General features: G+C 69.7%; 12 protein-coding genes and 1 pseudogene. 8 read left to right on the top strand and 5 right to left on the bottom strand.

The genetic code is table 11. The features are described from left to right. From OP79_RS26360 to OP79_RS26345, 4 genes are all read left to right on the top strand, one after another. Positions 1–705, top strand: a complete 705-nt coding sequence (locus tag OP79_RS26360) for a B3/B4 domain-containing protein (protein WP_033323519.1) — start codon at positions 1–3, stop codon at positions 703–705. 69 nt (positions 706–774) lie between these two features. Further along, complete coding sequence (gene pdxR, locus OP79_RS26355) at positions 775–2,358, top strand: MocR-like pyridoxine biosynthesis transcription factor PdxR (RefSeq protein ID WP_078492016.1); 1,584 nt, start codon at positions 775–777, stop codon at positions 2,356–2,358. A 21-nt stretch (positions 2,359–2,379) separates the two neighbouring features. Beyond that, positions 2,380–3,255 (top strand): AAA family ATPase, encoded by an 876-nt coding sequence (locus OP79_RS26350; protein WP_051744933.1) that lies wholly within the window; start codon positions 2,380–2,382, stop codon positions 3,253–3,255. A gap of 71 nt (positions 3,256–3,326) precedes the next feature. After that, positions 3,327–6,083: a glycoside hydrolase 5 family protein gene (locus OP79_RS26345; RefSeq protein ID WP_033323470.1), complete on the top strand. Its 2,757-nt coding sequence runs from the start codon at positions 3,327–3,329 to the stop codon at positions 6,081–6,083. A gap of 13 nt (positions 6,084–6,096) precedes the next feature. On the opposite strand, the gene OP79_RS56460 is transcribed toward OP79_RS26345, so the two are convergent. Then, a complete protein-coding gene (locus tag OP79_RS56460; RefSeq protein WP_211270866.1) occupies positions 6,097–6,261 on the bottom strand; it encodes a hypothetical protein in 165 nt (54 codons plus the stop codon). Between the two features lie 289 nt (positions 6,262–6,550). Between OP79_RS56460 and OP79_RS26335 the strand changes: the two genes are divergently transcribed. From OP79_RS26335 to OP79_RS58590, 3 genes and pseudogenes are all read left to right on the top strand, one after another. After that, positions 6,551–7,129 (top strand): IS607 family transposase, encoded by a 579-nt coding sequence (locus tag OP79_RS26335; RefSeq protein ID WP_033323516.1) that lies wholly within the window; start codon positions 6,551–6,553, stop codon positions 7,127–7,129. After that, the gene (tnpB, locus tag OP79_RS26330) at positions 7,126–8,586 is read left to right on the top strand and encodes an IS607 family element RNA-guided endonuclease TnpB (protein WP_033323469.1); all 1,461 of its coding nucleotides are present in this window, start codon (positions 7,126–7,128) and stop codon (positions 8,584–8,586) included. The genes OP79_RS26335 and tnpB overlap by 4 nt, the downstream gene beginning before the upstream one ends. Before the next feature lie 326 nt (positions 8,587–8,912). Beyond that, positions 8,913–9,096 (top strand): annotated as a pseudogene (locus tag OP79_RS58590) (hypothetical protein); the annotation flags it as partial. A 104-nt stretch (positions 9,097–9,200) separates the two neighbouring features. Here the strand turns inward: OP79_RS58590 and OP79_RS26325 are convergent. From OP79_RS26325 to OP79_RS26315, 3 genes are all read right to left on the bottom strand, one after another. Beyond that, entirely contained in the window at positions 9,201–12,476 is a 3,276-nt protein-coding gene (locus OP79_RS26325; RefSeq protein ID WP_063741992.1) for a serine protease, read from the bottom strand. Further along, entirely contained in the window at positions 12,473–12,844 is a 372-nt protein-coding gene (locus OP79_RS26320; RefSeq protein WP_033323468.1) for a trypco2 family protein, read from the bottom strand. The genes OP79_RS26325 and OP79_RS26320 overlap by 4 nt, the downstream gene beginning before the upstream one ends. Before the next feature lie 155 nt (positions 12,845–12,999). After that, positions 13,000–15,483, bottom strand: coding sequence for an alpha-L-arabinofuranosidase C-terminal domain-containing protein (locus OP79_RS26315; RefSeq protein WP_033323467.1), 2,484 nt, complete (start codon positions 15,481–15,483; stop codon positions 13,000–13,002). Positions 15,484–15,642: 159 nt separating this feature from the next. Between OP79_RS26315 and OP79_RS26310 the strand changes: the two genes are divergently transcribed. Further along, positions 15,643–16,086: a DUF6314 family protein gene (locus OP79_RS26310; protein WP_033323466.1), complete on the top strand. Its 444-nt coding sequence runs from the start codon at positions 15,643–15,645 to the stop codon at positions 16,084–16,086. On the opposite strand, the gene OP79_RS26305 is transcribed toward OP79_RS26310, so the two are convergent. Further along, positions 16,068–16,652 carry a histidine phosphatase family protein gene (locus OP79_RS26305; RefSeq protein ID WP_033323464.1) on the bottom strand — a complete coding sequence of 195 codons (585 nt, stop codon included), beginning with the start codon at positions 16,650–16,652 and terminating at the stop codon, positions 16,068–16,070. The genes OP79_RS26310 and OP79_RS26305 overlap by 19 nt on opposite strands. Positions 16,653–16,654: the final 2 nt, after the last annotated feature.

Here is a 16,654-nt window from a genome sequence, read left to right as displayed (position 1 = left end):
ATGCACTTTCGGCATGTGGATGCCATCTGGTCCGACTACCCCGAGCTCACCGCTGGAGCTCTGTACGCCACCGGAGTCGGTGCCGGCGTCGACGTCGGCCCGCGCGCCACGGCATACACCGCCCGCGCTGCGGCCCGGCTGGCCGGTGCCACTGAGAGCGCCTTCCCCGAAGTACTGGCCTGGAGGCGGGCCTTTTCCCGCATGGGGCTCAAGCCCACTCAGTACCGGTGCGCTGCGGAGTCGCTGCTGCGGCGGTTGCGGAAGGAGGGGACACTGCCGCGCATCCATCCGGTGGTCGACCTGTGCAACGCGATCTCGGTCGCCTACGCGGTCCCGGTCGCGGTCCTCGACGCCGACCGCATCGCCGGCCCCTTGCTCGAGGTGCGCCACGCCCGCGGTGACGAGCACTACACGACCTTCGGCGGCGCCACCGAGCACCCGGCACCCGGTGAGGTGATCTTCGCCGACTCCGCCGGACGGGCCCATGCCCGTCGCTGGACCAACCGGCAAAGCGGCCATTCCGCGGTTGGTGAGCACACCAGCACGTTCTTCGTAGTGGCGGAGGCCATGCACGACGACGGCGCGCAGGCCGTGCCGGAGCTGCTGAAGACAGTCGCCGAAGAGTTGGCCACGCACTGTCCTTCGGCCGACCCCACGGCCGCCGTCCTCACCTCATCCTCACGGGAATTCGTCTTTGGCTGCTGATCTGGCTGTTGATCTGGCTGCTGAGAATCTCCCCGGCGGCGAGCAGGAGCCGAAGTGGCGCCTGACACCATGGGCCTGGTGAACCAGGGGAGACAGGAAACGGGCGGACCGGCCGCCGTACGTGCGACGCAGACCACGTCGGCGAACAGCGGCTCCCCCTCGGCCTATGGCTCGGATTTCCTGCAGCTCGACGCTGGGGAAGCGCCCGTGGGTGGCAAGTCGGACTGGCTGGCCGGGCGCCTGCGCGAGGCGATGGCCGATGGCCGGCTGACGGTGGGCAGCAGCCTGCCGCCCACCCGGGTACTCGCCGCCGAGTTGCGGGTGTCTCGTGGGGTGGTCGCTGAGGCATACCGGCGACTGACCGAGGACGGTCACGTCGAAGGACGTCGACGTGGCGGAACCGTAGTGGTCGCGGTTCCCATTGCTGTGTCACCCATGACACCTCCCGGTCCCGGAACCGGGGCCGGAACCTCACGGCCCTCGGCCCCGGCCACCGCCAAGAGAGCCGTGCCCAGCCCGCTGTTCGTCGGCGAACCGGGCAACGACATCTTCGACGCGCTGCGTGCCGTCCGTACCCGCATCGACTTCACCCCCGGCCAGCCCGATCTGACCGCGTTCCCCCGAGCGGCCTGGCTGAGAGCGGAACGAACCCTGCTCACCGAGCTGTCCGCCGAGAACCTCGGCTACGGCGACCCTCGCGGCACCCCGCAGCTGCGCACTGCCATCGCCGGCTGGCTGGCACGCAGCCGCGGCATCCGGGCGGACCCGGACGAGGTGTTGGTCGTCGCCGGTACCGCGCAGGCGCTCACCCTGCTGCACCCGGTACTGCGGGCGGACGGCATCGACGGCGTCGCAGTTGAGGACCCGGGTTCACTCGGCACCCGCCAGCATCTGCAGAACGGAGCCCTGGCCACCCCACCGGTGCCCCTCGACGACAGCGGTGTGCGCGTGGAGGCTCTGCGCGCCACCGGTGCTCGTGCGGTACTGCTCACGCCCGCCCACCAATTTCCCACCGGCGTGGTGACCAGCGGCGAGCGCCGCCGCGAACTGCAGCGCTGGGCCCAGGACGGCGGGCTGATTCTGGAGGACGACTACGACGCGGAACACCGCTATGACCGGCCGCCGGTCCCCGCGCTCCGCGCGCTGCTCGCCGACCACGTGTGCTACATGGGCAGCGTGTCCAAACTGCTCGCACCGGCGCTGCGCATCGGCTGGGTGATACCGCCGCGCCGCCACCGTGACGCCCTGGTCGACGCAAAACGCTTCACCGACCTGGGCAACGCCGTGCTGCCCCAGTTGGTGCTCGCCCGCCTGATGGACTCCGGAGACCTGGAACGGCATCTGCGGCTGCTGCGCGGCCGTCACCGGCGGCGCCGCGACGCGATGATCAATGCCATCGCCGAACACCTGCCGGGCGCGGTCGTGCACGGCGCAGCGGCCGGTCTGCACCTGACCATCACCTACCGGGCAGAAGTCCCCGACCCCGAGCTCGCCACCGCCGCACTGGCCCGCGGCGTGAAGTGCCAGCCACTGTCGTGGCACCGTCAGCTGCCCGGACGCCCCGGCCTCGTCCTCGGCTATGCGGCCACCCCGGCCGGCGCCATCGCCGAAGGAATCGCGATACTCGGCGAGGCACTGCGCGAACTGGCCTGAAGAACTCTGGAGGGTTCCGTGATGCGCGAGACGCCTCCGGTGTTGTGGCTGGGCGGGCCGCCCGGGGCCGGCAAGTCGACCGTGGCCCGAGTGCTCGCACGGCGGCACGGGCTGCGGTGGTACAACGCGGACGCCCACACGTGGGAGCACCGGGACCGGGCGATCGCGGCCGGGCACACGGCCGCGATCACGTGGGAGCGGATGCCGCGCGCCGAGCGGTGGACGGCACCGGTCGAGGGCATGCTCGCGATGTCGCTTCATCACGAGCGTGGCCGGATGATCGTCGACGACATACGCGCACTTCCCCGCTCGCCCCTCGTGATCGCGGAGGGCACGCCCGTCACACCGTCCGTCACGGGTCCGTCCGGCCGGGCGGTGTGGCTGCTGCCGACTGCCGAGGTCCAGCACTACCGACTCGTCGAGCGGGGTATGGCGCCGGGCGTGGGCGCCTTCCGGCTGTATCAGGCGCTGCGGCGGGAGATCGAGACGCAGGTCGAGGAGTACGGCGGGCGCAAGCTGATCGTCGACGGGCGTCAGAGCGTGGCGGACACCGTCGCGGAGGTCGAGGCGCTGTTCGCCGAGGCCCTGGCCGAAGGTCCCGTGGCGGCGACGGCGGCCGAGCGCCGACGGCTTCTGCGGTACGCCAACAGAGCCGCCGTCTCCCAGCACCAGCAGTTCGACGCCCGCCCCTGGGCACCGGACGGCGCGCTGAGCACGATGTACGCGTTCGCATGTGAATGCGGGCACGACATGTGCACGGCGAACGTGGAACTGGCCGTCGCCGACTTTCCGGGGCTCCCCGATGAGAGCTCTCCGCCGGTCCTGGCACTGGGCCACCAGGGTGTGTGGCCCGCCTCTCAGGGTCGCCCTCCGTCCGCAGAAGGAGCCGTTCCCTGACGTGGCCCCGGGGATCGGCCCCTTCGTTCGCAGGACGCCCGCGGCCCCGGCTGCGTGGTCCGCTGGATCGCATGGCGATGAACAGGCGAACGGCGGTGCAGACGTTGGGGCTCGGTTCCTTGGGGCTCGGTTCGTTGGGGGTCAAACGCGGCCCGAAGGAGCGCAAGGCGGCGATCACCGTGCAGGGCGAGTCGGCCTTCCGTACCAACATCCCGACGGCCAGGGACCGCCGGGCCTCGGGCGGCGCGTTACTGGCGCTGGCGACCGCTCGGCGTCCGCCGAAGCAGGGCTGGTACGCGACATACGAGGTCGACGTCCCCGCCGAGGGGCCGTACCGGCTGACGGCGGTGGCCACGGTCCCGGTCGAGCAGCCGCACATCGAAGAGGTCGGCTCCTACTTCAAGGTCGCGGTGGGCGGCGCTCCCCCGCTGCCGGTCGCCCGCTCGCAGCCGTACTGGTACGAATCCGCGCCCGCGTGGGGCGATCTCTCGGAACTCGCCCTGGGTGTCGTCGAGTTGGAGCGCGGCCGGAACACGATCACCTTCGTCGTCGACGAGCCGACCGTGCTGTCCGACTCCACCGGTTACCGCTTGCTTCTCGACCGGTTCACGCTGACACCCGTGGCTCATGTCGCACCGCTCGGCATCCACCTCGGGGACCCGGCCCACAACCCGGGTACGTATCGAGGCGACGAGCCCCAACTCCCGCAACTGGCCTTCCTCTTGACAGGGCGTACACAACGGCCCCGCACTCTGTCCTTCACCGTCACCGACTACTTCGGGAACGAGGTCGCGCGAGGGCGGGCGACCGTCCCGGCCGGCCAGGCGCAGGTATCGATCACGCTCCCACAACTGCGCCAACTGCCCCCGGGGCACTACCGGGTGACGGCCGCCGGCATCACCGGCTGCTTCGCGCGGCTGCCCGAGCGACGGCCTGTCACCGGCCCGGACAACCGCTTCGGCGTCAACACCTACGTCTTCTCCCTCGTCCCGCCCTCCCGTCTCGACGCCTTCGCCGCCGCGATGAGGGACATGGGCGCCGGACACGTACGCGACGGGATGTCCTGGCCCGCGGCCGAGCCCCGCCGGGGCGCGTACGACACACGGTTGTACGACGGCGTCCGGCGGGCCTTCCACCGCCACGGGCTCGCCACGCTCGACGTACTGACCACCGCCCCGGAGTGGGCGATGACTCAGGCCTCGCTGCCGCTGGCCGCCGATCTGCGCGACGCGTACCGCTACGCCGCCCGGCTGGCCGCCGCCTCGCCCGACGCGATCCAGTTGTCGAACGAGCCCGACGTCGACACGACCAGCTCCACCGGTGACCAGCACGCGGCCTTCGTGAAGGCGGCGGCGCTCGGGATCGCGGACGCGGGTCCGGCCACCACGGTCACCGTGCTGCCCGGCATCGCCGACGCGGGCAGCCACTTCCAGATCCTCATGCTGCAGAACGACGTGGCCCGCTACGCCGACGCATGGGGCTTCCACGGCTACCCGGACCCGAGCGACCAGGACGAACCCGAGGTCCCCGAATCGGCCGACGTGCAAAGGGAGTTGCGCCGTCTCTACGGTGCCGCGCGGTTGCCGATGTGGATGACCGAGTCCGGGGTCATGCTCCACGCACGGCCCGGCAAGGACCTCACCCCGGCCCAACAGGCCGTCCAGGCCCGCTATCTCGTCCGCGCCACGGTGCTGAGCCTGGCAGCAGGGACGGAGAAGCAGTTCTGGTTCGGTGCACCGCCGATCCACGACGAGGGCGTGTACTTCGGGCTGCTCAGCCGCGACTTCCAGCCCTGGCCCGCCTACAGCGCCCATGCCGCGCTCACCTCGCTGCTCGGCGAGGCACGTTTCCTGGAGCGGCTGTCCGACACGTGCTACGTGTTCGCGGCGGGGGCGGGACGGCGCGTCACGGTGGCCTGGGGACCGGCGGCGGAGGCGGTGTCGGAAGTGGAGATTCCGGTGGTGTCCGGGGTGACGGCCGAGGTGTACGACATCATGGGCCGCCGCGTGGGGGCGGTCGGGCCCGAGGGGCGGGTGAAGGTCTCGCAGGACCTGGTCTATGTCGTACAAGAAGGCATACGGGAAGTGCTGCCGGAGGAGGCCCCGGACTCCCGTCCCGCCACCCGGAACCTGTCAGTCGCCGAGCGCATCGTGCTCGGCCAGCGGTTCGACCTCGCGAACGCCGCGCCCAACAAGGCCGACGGCGACGCCGAACCGCCCCTCGGCTACCGGCTGTTCACCACGACCCGGATGGCCGTCGACGTCTACAACTTCAACGCCACGCCCCAGACCGTCGAGCTGACCGGCCGCGCCTTCGGCGGCTGGACGGTACGGCCTACCCGGCCACAGGATCGGATCACCGTGCCGCCCAAGGGCCGTACGAGCGTGGAGTTCACGGTCGTCGCCGGGGAGGGAGTGCGCCGGGGCGTGGACTACCCGCTGGTCTTCGAGGCGACGATCCCCACCGCGGACGGCGACCGCACCGTCCCGCCCTCCGTCTCCCGTATCCAGCGCAGGTCCCGCAGGCGCGGCAGGCCGATCCCGCTCGCGCCCTCCATCACCCGGCTCACACCGGCCGGCGGGGCCACGGTCGACGATCCCGAGGTCCGTGTGCAGGCCCGGATCACCGACGCACTGTCGGGCGTGGACGCGGCGCGCGTCGATGTCGAGGTCGACGGCCGACGCACACCCTGCCACTACGACCCGGCCACCGGACGGCTGACGGCCGCCCTGCGTCTCCGGCCGGGTCGCCACGAGATCTGGGTCCGCGCGTACAACAGGGCACACGCCCCGGCGCAGGCATCCGTGTCGGTGACGGTACGCGAGTAGCCGGGCGGGCCCATCAGCCCGCCCAGTCCGCCCAGTCCGCGATCATTCGGTTGCCGAACCACCCCCTGCGCTCAGTGTTGCGCTCCCGCTGACGGCGTACGACATAGCGGCCGGGTGCGATGCCGGTGCCGCCGTGCTCCAGGTGGATGAGGTAAGCGACCGCCGAGGTGTCGATCATGCCGAGGGCGAGACGGGTCGGGTCGCGGAGGTCACCGGTGATGCGACAGATGCCCGGGTCCGCGACGAGCGAGTGCGGATTGCCGCCCGCGGCGCTCCGCAGCAGTTCGATGCCCGCGGCGGGGACGTCCTGCCAGCGCGTGTACTCATGCGTGGAGACGCTGTGCTCGACGAACGCGTACGGGATGACGATCAGGTCGCCCTAGGATGGAGGCCGTCGACAATAAGGGAACAATAGTTCCCATTTCTTTCAGTGGATATCCTGTATTCTCAGTGAATAACCTGACGTGGTGAAGCTTTCCGAGTGGGCGGCACGCAACGGCGTGCATTACCAGACCGCGTGGACCTGGGCGAAAGAGGGCCGTATGCCGGTCCCGGTCGTCCAGACGCCGTCCGGTACATGGCTGGTGACCCAGCCCGCCCCGCAGGCCGCCGGGCGGGTCGTGGCGTACTGCCGTGTCTCCTCCGGTGAGCAGAAAGCGGACCTGGAAGGGCAGGTCGCCCGTACCGTGCAGGGCGCAACGGACCGGGGGCTCGCGGTCGCCGGCGTGGTGCGGGAGGTCGGCTCCGGCCTGGACGGGCGCCGCCGCAAGCTGCACCGGCTGCTCGCCGATCCGGGGGTGGGGACGATCGTGGTCGAGCACCCAGGCCGTCTCGCCCCCTGCGGCGTCGAGCACCTGGAAGCCGCGCTGTCCGCGGCCGGGCGACGCCTGGTGGTCCTGGACCCGGCACAGAGCGCCGACGACCTCGTGCGGGACCTCACCGAGGTCCTGACCTGGATGTGCGCCCGCCGGTACGGCCGCCGCACCGCGCAGCATCGCGCCGCCCTGGCCATCGCCGTCGCCACCGAGCCGGAGGCGGCCGGGTGAAGAAGTTCACGCCGCGGCCGGGCTTCACCCTCCGCGCGCACAAGCTCGCGCTGGACCCGAATGCCACGGCCAGCCGCCGCCTGCACTCGCACGCGGGTGCCGCGCGGGCCGCGTACAACTGGGCGATCGCTCACGTCACCGCGTCGTGGTGGCAGCGCAGGGCCGAGCAGTCCTACGGCATCCCCGAGGAGCAGCTCACCGAGTGGCGGTCGTGGTCGCTGCCCTCGCTGCGCAAGGCGTTCAACGAGGCCAAGCACACCGACCCGCGCTTCGCCGGCTGGTGGCAGGAGAACTCCAAGGAGGCCTACAACACCGGACTGGCAGGCGCGTCGGCGGCGTTCGACAACTACGCGAAGTCCAAGAGCGGCAAGCGCAAGGGCCCCAAGATGGGCATCCCCCGCTTCAAGCAGAAACGGAAAGCGCGCCTGACCTGCAAGTTCACCACCGGCACGATCCGCATCGAGCCTGACGGGCGGCATGTCACCCTGCCCAGGATCGGCACCATCCGCCTCCACGAGAACTGCGCCGGTCTGCGGGCCCTCATAGACGCGGGGCATCTGCGGATCCTGTCGGCGACCGCATGCCTTCACCGGGGCCGCTGGCTGGTGTCCCTCCAGGTCGAGCAGAAGCACCAACTGCGGAAAGTCTCCCGTCCGGACGCGGCGGTCGGTATCGACCTCGGTATCAAGACCCTCGCGGTCCTCGCGGACAGCGACGGTGTCCTCGGGGAGGAACCCAACCCCCGCCACCTGGAGGGCACACAGAAACAGCTGCGCCACGCCAACCGCACGGTCTCCCGCCGCCAGGGCCCCGACCGGCGCACCGGGCAGCAGGCGTCGAAGCGCTGGGAGAAGGCCAACCAGGCGCGGAACAAGATCCATCACCGGGTTGCGAACCTCCGGGAGGACACCCTGCACAAGATGACGACCCGCCTTGCTTCCGAGTACGGCACGGTCGTCGTCGAAGACCTCAACGTCGCCGCAATGGGCAAGAACCGCCGCCTGTCCCGCCACGTAGCCGACGCCGCGTTCGGCGAGATCCGACGCCAGCTCACCTACAAAACCCGTCTGCACGGCACACGCCTCGTCGTCGCCGACCGCTGGTTCCCCTCCTCGAAGACCTGCTCGCGCTGCGGTGCGGTGAAAGCCAAACTGCCCCTCAGCGTACGGGTCTTCGAGTGCGACAACTGCGGCCTGGTCCTGGACCGGGACGCCAACGCGGGACACAACCTGGTCACCCTCGCGGCCCGCACCACAGGTACCGGAGTGGCCGGAGACCTGGACCCCGCCCTCCAGGCGGAGTCGAAGCCCCGTGGAGCCGACCGTAAGACCCGCACCACCCGCCCGCGCCGCAACGCGCAGGCGGGGCGGGCAGGCGGCACAATCCCCGGCCCCCGGGCCGGGAAGGAAACGGGAGACCGTCGACAGGCCACCAGGACGCAACTCGCGCTCTGGTGACACCGTCACGGACCATTCCGGCAGAAACGCCGGGATTGCCGAGATCACTCGATGATCAAAGCAACGGATCCGACACGACGCTCACAGAGAGGGTGGCGGTGTTCGCCTCTCGAATCATCATGGGGAGGAGCATGACGGGGGGCGGGCAGAGACCCGCAAGACCTTTTTCCGAACCAGGGAGCCCGCGAGGCGCGGAACACGGACCGTAAGGTACGCGCCCCCTCCCCCTTCACCATGGGGTCAGGGAGTGCTCAGCGAGGCAGCGTGACAAGTCCCATCTCATAGGCGGTGATCACGAGCTGAACCCGGTCCCGGGCGCCCAGTTTGGCAAACACCGGCATCAAGGCGGGAACGTACAGGTCATCACCGCCCCGGACAGCTGGCTGCTGTGGGTGTCGCCGGACCGAACGTTCAACACGCTGATCCGAGGGGGTGCATGGTATGGCAGAGCGCGCGAACGCCCTGCTGAAGGTCACCTTCAAGGCCCTGCGCAGGGTCAGCCTCGCCCCGCAGCTATCACCCGAATCCAGCTCAAAGAGACGTAGCCGCCCAGCTCGGGTGACGCGAAAAGGGCTGCCCCGGGACTTCGGTCCTGGGTCGGCCCCCTTCGCGCGTCAGTCCGCGGCGGGGCCGGAGGGGATATCGAAGAGCTCGCCACCGACGATGACGACATCTCTGCCCGTCGTGCCGCGCAGCCTCAGGGTCAGGTCCGGCAGTGCGTGCAGGGGGCGTAGATCCACTTCCGTGTTCGCATCCTCCATCTCGAGGCCGAGGGTGAGGCGCGTGAGTGCCGGGAACGTCGTGGGGAGTACCTCCAGGTCGCGCCCGTCGGTGAACTCGTTGATCCGCAGGTCCGTCACGCTGGGGACCGCGCCCCCGCGGCGCAGATCGGGCAGGGAATCCGCCGACGTGGTGACGCGGGTGATCCGGCCTGAATCACGGATGAATTGCCAGAACCTGCTCGGAGACAGGGGGTGGGGTACGGAGATCTCTGTCAGGGACTCCCAGGCCTCAAGGCCCGCCGTGTCCAGCAACCGCCGCGCAGGCAGTGCGAGGTGAGCGACGGCAAGGTGGACCGGCACGGAGCTCACCGCGGTCAGGTTGGGCGCGGTGAGCGTCAGGGACGTGAGTTCCGGGGCGCCGAGAAAGTGACGCAGCGCGTCGATCGGCAAGTGCGGCAGCAGTCGCAGGGAAAGCCTGTGCAGCGATGTCATCCGGGACACGGCGGAGATGTCCGTGAGCGAAGGGCAGTCCGCCACGGTCAGGGTACTGATCCGGTTGGCGTGCGGATGCAGGAAATGCAGGTCCTTCAGATGCGGAAGCCTGTCCAGACGCAGACTGCGGATTGGGGGGAGTCGCGCCGCGCGGAGGTCGTTCGACGAGAAGGGCCCGCTGAGCGTGAGGCCACTGGCGGTGGGCACCAGGTGCAGCACGGCCAGTTGCTCCTTGGTGGTCACCGGCAGGCCGTAGGCGTCCAGGCGCAGATTGGCGAGGACCTCACGCGCGAAGGACTCGGCCGGGAAATTGTTCCACGCGTTGACGAGCAGGAGGATGGCCGTGGGCTGGGCGTTCGGAGCGCTCGCGAGACGCCGTGCGTAGGGGATGGACTCACTTCCACCGATCTTGCCGACGAGTTGTGCCGCCGCGCGCTGCTGGCTGACGGTCAGCGTCTCCGGTCCGGGGAGGAACGGCAGGGCATAGGGGCCGAGGCGGGCCAGCTGAGGCACGCGGCTCATCTCCAGCGACGCGACAAGGTCGGCGATGTGGCCCCGCACGCGATGCAGCCGGTCCTGCTCCAGCCACGCGGCATGCTCCGCGCAGAGCGCGGCGAGGACGTGCAGTTGTGTGCGGAGGGCTTCTGTGAGGTTCGGTGCGTCCGCCTTCATCAGCAAGCCGTCCAGCAACTCCCCGATTTCCCGGCGGCAGTGGCCCGCTGCCAGCAGAATCACGTCCTGCCAAAGTTCGTCCTCGGCATTGCGGACGAGTTCTTGCAGTGATCCGCTTTCGACGAGTTCCTTTGCAGCGAGGAAGTCCTGGAAGGTGCGGTGGATGAACTGGTAGGAGTCGTCGGCTCGTTCCTGGAGGAGTCCGGAGCGGTTGAGCAGGTGGGTCAGGACATCCTCGGGGCTTCCTTGGGCGCGTACGCGCTCCATGCCCGCCACCGCCGCTTCGAGCAGGGGGCGGGCCTGGGCGCGGGAGAATTCGGACTGGCCGCAGCGGACCAGCCAGACCGCGATGCGCTGGAGGATCTGATGGTGTTCCTCCACCGTCATGGCGATGCCGTCGGGAGCGTCCACGCGGCGGCGTCTGTCACGGTTGCCGAGGAGCATTTCCAGGGCGGACTGGTAGAGCTTGAAGCGAGTTTCCGGGAGGAATCCCTGGCGGCGGCGGTGCAGGGCGCAGATCACCGCGCACAGGAGCGGCGTGCGGGCCAGGTCACTAAGGGCGGGATTGTGGCGGAACTGCTGGGACAGGTCCCGTTCCAGTTCCCGCAGCTGGTCGTGGTGGCCGTCGTCGTCCAGGCGGGCGGCGCGGTGCCACCCGGCGATGAAGGTCTGGATGTCGTCGTCACGCATCGGCAGGAGGCGCAGTTCCTCGAATTGCTCCGATTCGAGCCAGTCCGGCTCGACGGCGAGGGGCCGCACGGTGGCGACGCAGCGTGTACGCGGGTAGCGCCGCAGGAGAGCGGACAGCCAGCGGTGCGCCTCCTCACGGCCGGCCTGGGGCACTTCGTCCAGACCGTCCACGAGGAGGAGGGCGCGGCCCGCCCGCAGGACCCGGCCCACCCATCCGTCGGGCGGCTCGTCGATCACCAGGCGTGCGGCTCGCGGGAGCTGGGACGGCGAAGGGAGGGCGCCATCGTGCGCGCGCAGGCTGCGCAGCGGGATGACGAAGGGGACCAGGCTGTTCAGCCCCGCCAGACTGGGGCTCAGGGTGCCCTCGGCCGCGTGTGCGGCCAGCCACCAGACCAGCGTCGTCTTGCCGGCGCCGGCGTCGCCGCGAAGCAGGACGCGGGGGCGGGTGGACAGGAGCATGTCCACCCGCTGGGGGGTGCGGCCGACGACAGACCATTGCCGGGTCGTCGTGGTGTTCAGGTTCCTGGCCTCGGACTCCGAGACGCGGACCGCGGCCTCCAGGCTCAAGTACGCGGTGTCCAGGTCCCATTCGGACTCGCGGCGGTTGAGGTCGTCGAGTCCGAAGAGCTTCGACCTGCGGTGGGCATCGCCGACCGCGTGCGCGTACTCCCGCTCGTAAGCGCGGTCCAAAGGGTGGTGATGGCTGATCGCCTCGGAGTTCGGGAGGTCGTACGGGAGGTCTGTCAGTTCGCTGATCAGAGTGCCCTCGGCACGAAGGTGGGCGCGGCCGCGCGGGATGTCGGTCACGATGCCGAGCAGCACGTCGCCCGCGAAGACGGGGGCGCCGGACAGACCCGCCAACGGGCTGGTGCCGTCCGGGTGTTCCATGGCAGGCGGCTGGTCGAAGGCGAACGTCAGGACGGTGCGCGGGCGGGCGGCCGCAGGCAGGACCGTACCCGCGTACTGGTCGGCGGCGAGGTGGCCCTCCGTGCCGTGGCGCTGGACATCGGGGTAGCCGATGGTCTCGCACTGCGGCAGGGGTCTGTCGGTGTCGAGGTGGCCTACCCGGACGTGGGAGCTGCAGGGAAGGTCGCCGTCAGTGAGGACCAGGGCGGCGTCCAGTCCGGCATGGCGCCAGATGACCTTGGCGGTGGTGCGGTGCGCCAGGCGGGGATGGGCGACCTCGGGCACGGTGTCGGTCCCGATGACGTGCGCGCAGGTGAGGACGAGCCTGCTGTTGAGCGCGACGCCGCTGCCCTGCTGTTCCCCCAGGACGACGACAGACCGGTCCGCGGGGCTGTCGGCGGGGATCACGGGGCGGCGGGCTGGTTGGGTACCTGGCCGAAGGCTGCCGTGCTGCCGTGCTGCCCGTTGCCGACCTTCCACGGCGTATTCGTACGGGCATCGAGGGGCGTGAGGGTGAAGGCGACACGGTGCGTACGGCCCATGGCGCGGGTGGCGTCGGATCCCGCTTCGACGACCCAGGCCTTGACCTTGCCGCCGGCTTTCGCCTCCTTGCGCAGTTCCAGCGTGAACTCCATGTCGACAGCGCCCACCTCGAACGACACGGGCTGGTCCGTCGCGCGGGTAGCGGCCTCCATCAGTTGATCACGGACCGAGGCGATGGCATCGGCGAGTTCGATGCCATCAAGGTCTGAGGCAGGGCGTGAAGTCTCGTCCATAGTTTCCCCCGTGAAGCCCAGGACTTTGGCCAACTCTTTTGATTTTACTGTGCGTTGCCAGGAAGAGATGGTGACTTCGGCCGGTAGGGGGACAGCGGTGGCAGAAGGAGTACGGGCGGCCCAGGCCTGCTTCGGGGCCTGAGCCGCCCGCCGGGTCACCCCTTCTTGATCCTCAGGAACGTCACCGAGTTCGCCGGGAACGTGTACGTGAACTTGTCGGCGACCCCCGAGAACGTGGACGTGACCGGAGCGACGGCCGTGTCCGTCTCGGTGTTCACCGCGTCCGGCGCGGCGGTGAGCGTGGTCACCCGGGCCTTCGACGCGACCTTCGCACCACCGAGGTCGATCGCCGTACGGGCGTCCGCCGCCTGGGCGTTGACCACCTTGACGATCACATCGCCGGTCTTCGCGTCGCGCGTGACGACCTGGCGGAACGGCTCGGCCGGCTTGTCGTCGGTGAAGCTGCCCCACTCCTTGCCGTCGAGGTAGAGGGTCACCTGACGGCCGCGGACCTTGATGTCGACGTCGTACGCGCGGCCCGTCTCGATCGATCCGGCCTTGGAGATGAGCGTCGACTTGCCGCCGTCCGAGGCCTGTTCGACGGCGGACTGGGTGTTGTTCCAGCCGCCCAGGTTCCACCAGTAGTAGTTCCCGGTGTCCTTGACGCCGAAAGCGACGAGGAAGCCCTCCTTGCCGGACTTCTTGGTGGCCTTCACATGCAGGTCGTAGTCGTGCCAGGCCGGGTCGCCCGCCGACACCATGGTGTTCTCGGCGGCCTCGTCGGTCTGCACGTACTGCCCGTCCTGGATGCTCCAGCTGCCGCCGCCGGTGTGCGTCCACTTCGAGGCGTCACCGGAGAAGTCGTCGGTCAGCAGCGCCGAACCGTCCGCCGCAGTCACCTTCACATCGTCGTACGCGGCACTCGTCGCCCAGGTCGACAGACCGACCGCACCCGAGATCGGGCCGCTCACCGAGGGCGTACCGGTCGCCTTGGAGGGCACGACCCGGTCGCCGACGTTGCGCATGAACAGCTTCTGGACCTCGTAGCTGGCCGAGTTCCAGGAGGCGTGGTTGTTGAACCAGATCATGTCGGGGCGCCACTGCACGTAGTCCTCGTTGGCGAGCAGCGGGGCGTACGAGGCGAGCTTCACGATGTCCGCGTTGCGCTCCAGGCCGGTCATGAACGCGGCTTCGGAGAGGGCGTTCTTGAAGGCGTTGCCCTGGGAGGCGTACTCGCCGAGGAAGACCTTGGGGCCGTTCCTGTCGTACGAGTCGTAGCGGTCGTTGTTCTGCAGGAACCACTGCGGGCTGTTGTAGTAATGCTCGTCGACCATGTCGACGTTGCCCTCGCGGTTGAGCTTCCAGGCGGTGTCGAAGGTCGAACCGCTGTCGTCCGGGCCGGAGTTGGAGATGATGGTGATGTCCGGGTACTTCGCCTCGATGGCGGCGCGGAACTGCTTGAACCGCTCGAAGAACTCGTTCGGCAGGTTCTCCTCGTTACCGACCCCGAGGTGGGTGAGGTTGAAGGGCTTCGGGTGGCCCATCTTCGCCCGCTTCTTGCCCCACTCGCTGGTCACGGGACCGTTGGCGAACTCGATCAGGTCCAGGGTGTCCTGGATGTGCCGCTTCAGCAGAGCGTCGTCATCCGTGGCCTTGTTCTGGCCGCAGCCGGTGACGAGGGCGGGGACGACGGGCAGCGGCATGGCGCCGATGTCCTCGGAGAACTGGAAGTACTCGTAGTAGCCGAGGCCGTAACTCTGGTTGTAGCCCCAGAAGTTGGCGTTGGTGGCGCGCTGCTCGACGGGCCCGATGGTGTCCTTCCACTGGTACGAGCGCTTGCGCTGCCAGCCGGAGGCCTCGTCGTATCCCTCCATGCTGCCGGTGTTGACCAGGCAGCCGCCCGGGAAGCGCACGAAGGACGGATCAAGGGCGGCGATCTTCTCGGCGAGGTCCCTGCGCAGACCATGACCCTTGTACGTGTCCCGCGGCAGAAGCGAGATCATGTCCAGCGCGACGGGGCTCCCGGCGGCGACGGTGAGGCGGCCGGTGGTGCTCGTACGGGTCGCGGTGAACTTCGCCGTGTACTTGGCCCAGCCGCCGCGCGCGGTGACCTTGCGGGCCTCGGCGAGCGCGCCGTCGGCGTCCGCCAGGGTCACGGTGAGGGCGGAGGCCTGGTCGGCGCGGGCCCAGAGCGAGAAGTTGTAGACCTTGCCCTTCTCGACGTAAATCCCGGTGTTGTAACCGGAGTTGGTGACGGACGAACCGCCGTCCAGGGTGAGGTAGGTGCGGTTGCGCTCGTTGAGGCGGCCGTCGTCGTTCACGGTCTTCGCGGTACCCGTGGTGGCCCAGGAGGTGAGGGGCGTGTACGAGGCGTGGTCGGCCGTCGAGTACTCGAACGACCGGTTCTGCACGAGCTCTGAATAAAGGCCGCCGTCCGCGGCCCGGTTGATGTCCTCGAAGAAGACGCCGTACATCGTGTCGTCGATCTTCGCGCCCTTGGTCTTCGGGTCGACGGTGATCGCGTAGTCGGTGGTGTCCTCGGCGGCGGCGTTCCCGGGGGCGGCCGGGACGAGGAGCGAGGCGGCCATGATGCCGGTGGCCGTCAGGGCGAGTCTCCAGCGGGTGCGGGTGCGTGACATGGATACTCCGCGGCTCTGGTGTCGGTTTTCTCGGCTGTTCTCAGTGGCACTAAACGGTTCGAAATATCGGACAATGATCAATACTTCGAACGGCAAGATAGGGAGGGGGTTGGAGTGAGTCAATGGTTTGCGCAGGACACGTCAGGGAGGCGGACCAGCGTGGATGATTTCTGGCCGGTTGCCGACGTATTGGCGTATCTGGCGGGGAGTTGGCGCGTGGAGCGTTCCGTACGGGATCTTGCGAGCGGGGCAGAAGGGACGTTCAGCGGCACGGCGGACTTCGAGCCGCTCGCAGAGGGCGGCCTGCTCCACCACGAGTCCGGCACCTTCGTCTGGCAGGGCGTCGCCCGCCCCGCCGAGCGGACACTGCGGTTCCTGCCGGGCGCTACGCCGAGTCGCGCCGACGTACGGTTCGCCGACGGCCGCCCCTTCCACGGCCTGGACCTGGCCTCCGGCCGGCACATCGCCGACCATCCGTGCGCCGCAGACCTCTACCGGGGCGAGTTCACCGTGTACGACGCGAGCCACTGGCGGACCGTGTGGCGAGTGGGCGGCCCGGCCAAGGACTTGACGCTGACGACGGACTACACACGCGCCCACTGACCGTCGAGCCGCAGGTTCCAGCGGCCCGCCCGGCCCATGAGCGTGGCCGTCGACAAGGGTCGGACGTCGATGTTCCAGTACGTCGACGGGGGCGCCTTCAGCGCGTAGACGAGCGCGGCGCGTACGACCGCCGGCTCGGCCACCGCGACGATCTTGCAGCTGTCGTCGGCGGGCCGGGTCTCGAGCCAGCCGCCCACCCGCTGGATGAAGGCCAGCAGTGACTCGCCGCCGTGCGGGGCGGAGCCGGGATCGGCGAGCCAGGCGTCCACGGCCTCGGGCTCGCGGGCCATCGCCTCGCCGAGTGTGAACCCCTGCCAGCGGCCCATGTCGCAGTCCCGCAGGGCGGGTTGGACGAGCGGGGTGTAGCCGAGCGCGTCCCCGGTGGCCCGGCTGCGCGGCGTCGGCGAGCAGTAGCGCAACTCGGCCGCCGCCAACGGCAGCAGCACCGGCGCCGCGCGCTGCACCTCGTCCCATCCCTCCTGGTCGAGCGGCCGGTCGTCCCCGAACCGCTCGGCAAGCAACGGCGAGCTGCGCGCTGCGGCGACGAACGTGACCCGAAGCTGCATGC

Source organism: Streptomyces yerevanensis, assembly GCF_000716805.1.
Classification (GTDB): domain Bacteria; phylum Actinomycetota; class Actinomycetes; order Streptomycetales; family Streptomycetaceae; genus Streptomyces; species Streptomyces flaveus.
The sequence above is the reverse complement of the archived record's forward strand: the minus strand, read 5'-3'. Positions and strand labels throughout refer to the sequence as shown.

Excerpts from the sequence above, each read along its gene's own strand:
- OP79_RS26360 (WP_033323519.1), top strand. The coding sequence starts at position 1 with ATGCACTTTCGGCATGTGGATGCCATCTGGTCCGACTACCCCGAGCTC.
- pdxR (WP_078492016.1), top strand. The coding sequence starts at position 775 with ATGGGCCTGGTGAACCAGGGGAGACAGGAAACGGGCGGACCGGCCGCC.
- OP79_RS26350 (WP_051744933.1), top strand. The coding sequence starts at position 2,380 with ATGCGCGAGACGCCTCCGGTGTTGTGGCTGGGCGGGCCGCCCGGGGCC.
- OP79_RS26345 (WP_033323470.1), top strand. The coding sequence starts at position 3,327 with ATGGCGATGAACAGGCGAACGGCGGTGCAGACGTTGGGGCTCGGTTCC.
- OP79_RS56460 (WP_211270866.1), bottom strand. The coding sequence starts at position 6,261 with ATGATCGACACCTCGGCGGTCGCTTACCTCATCCACCTGGAGCACGGC.
- OP79_RS26320 (WP_033323468.1), bottom strand. The coding sequence starts at position 12,844 with ATGGACGAGACTTCACGCCCTGCCTCAGACCTTGATGGCATCGAACTC.
- OP79_RS26315 (WP_033323467.1), bottom strand. The coding sequence starts at position 15,483 with ATGTCACGCACCCGCACCCGCTGGAGACTCGCCCTGACGGCCACCGGC.
- OP79_RS26305 (WP_033323464.1), bottom strand. The coding sequence starts at position 16,652 with ATGCAGCTTCGGGTCACGTTCGTCGCCGCAGCGCGCAGCTCGCCGTTG.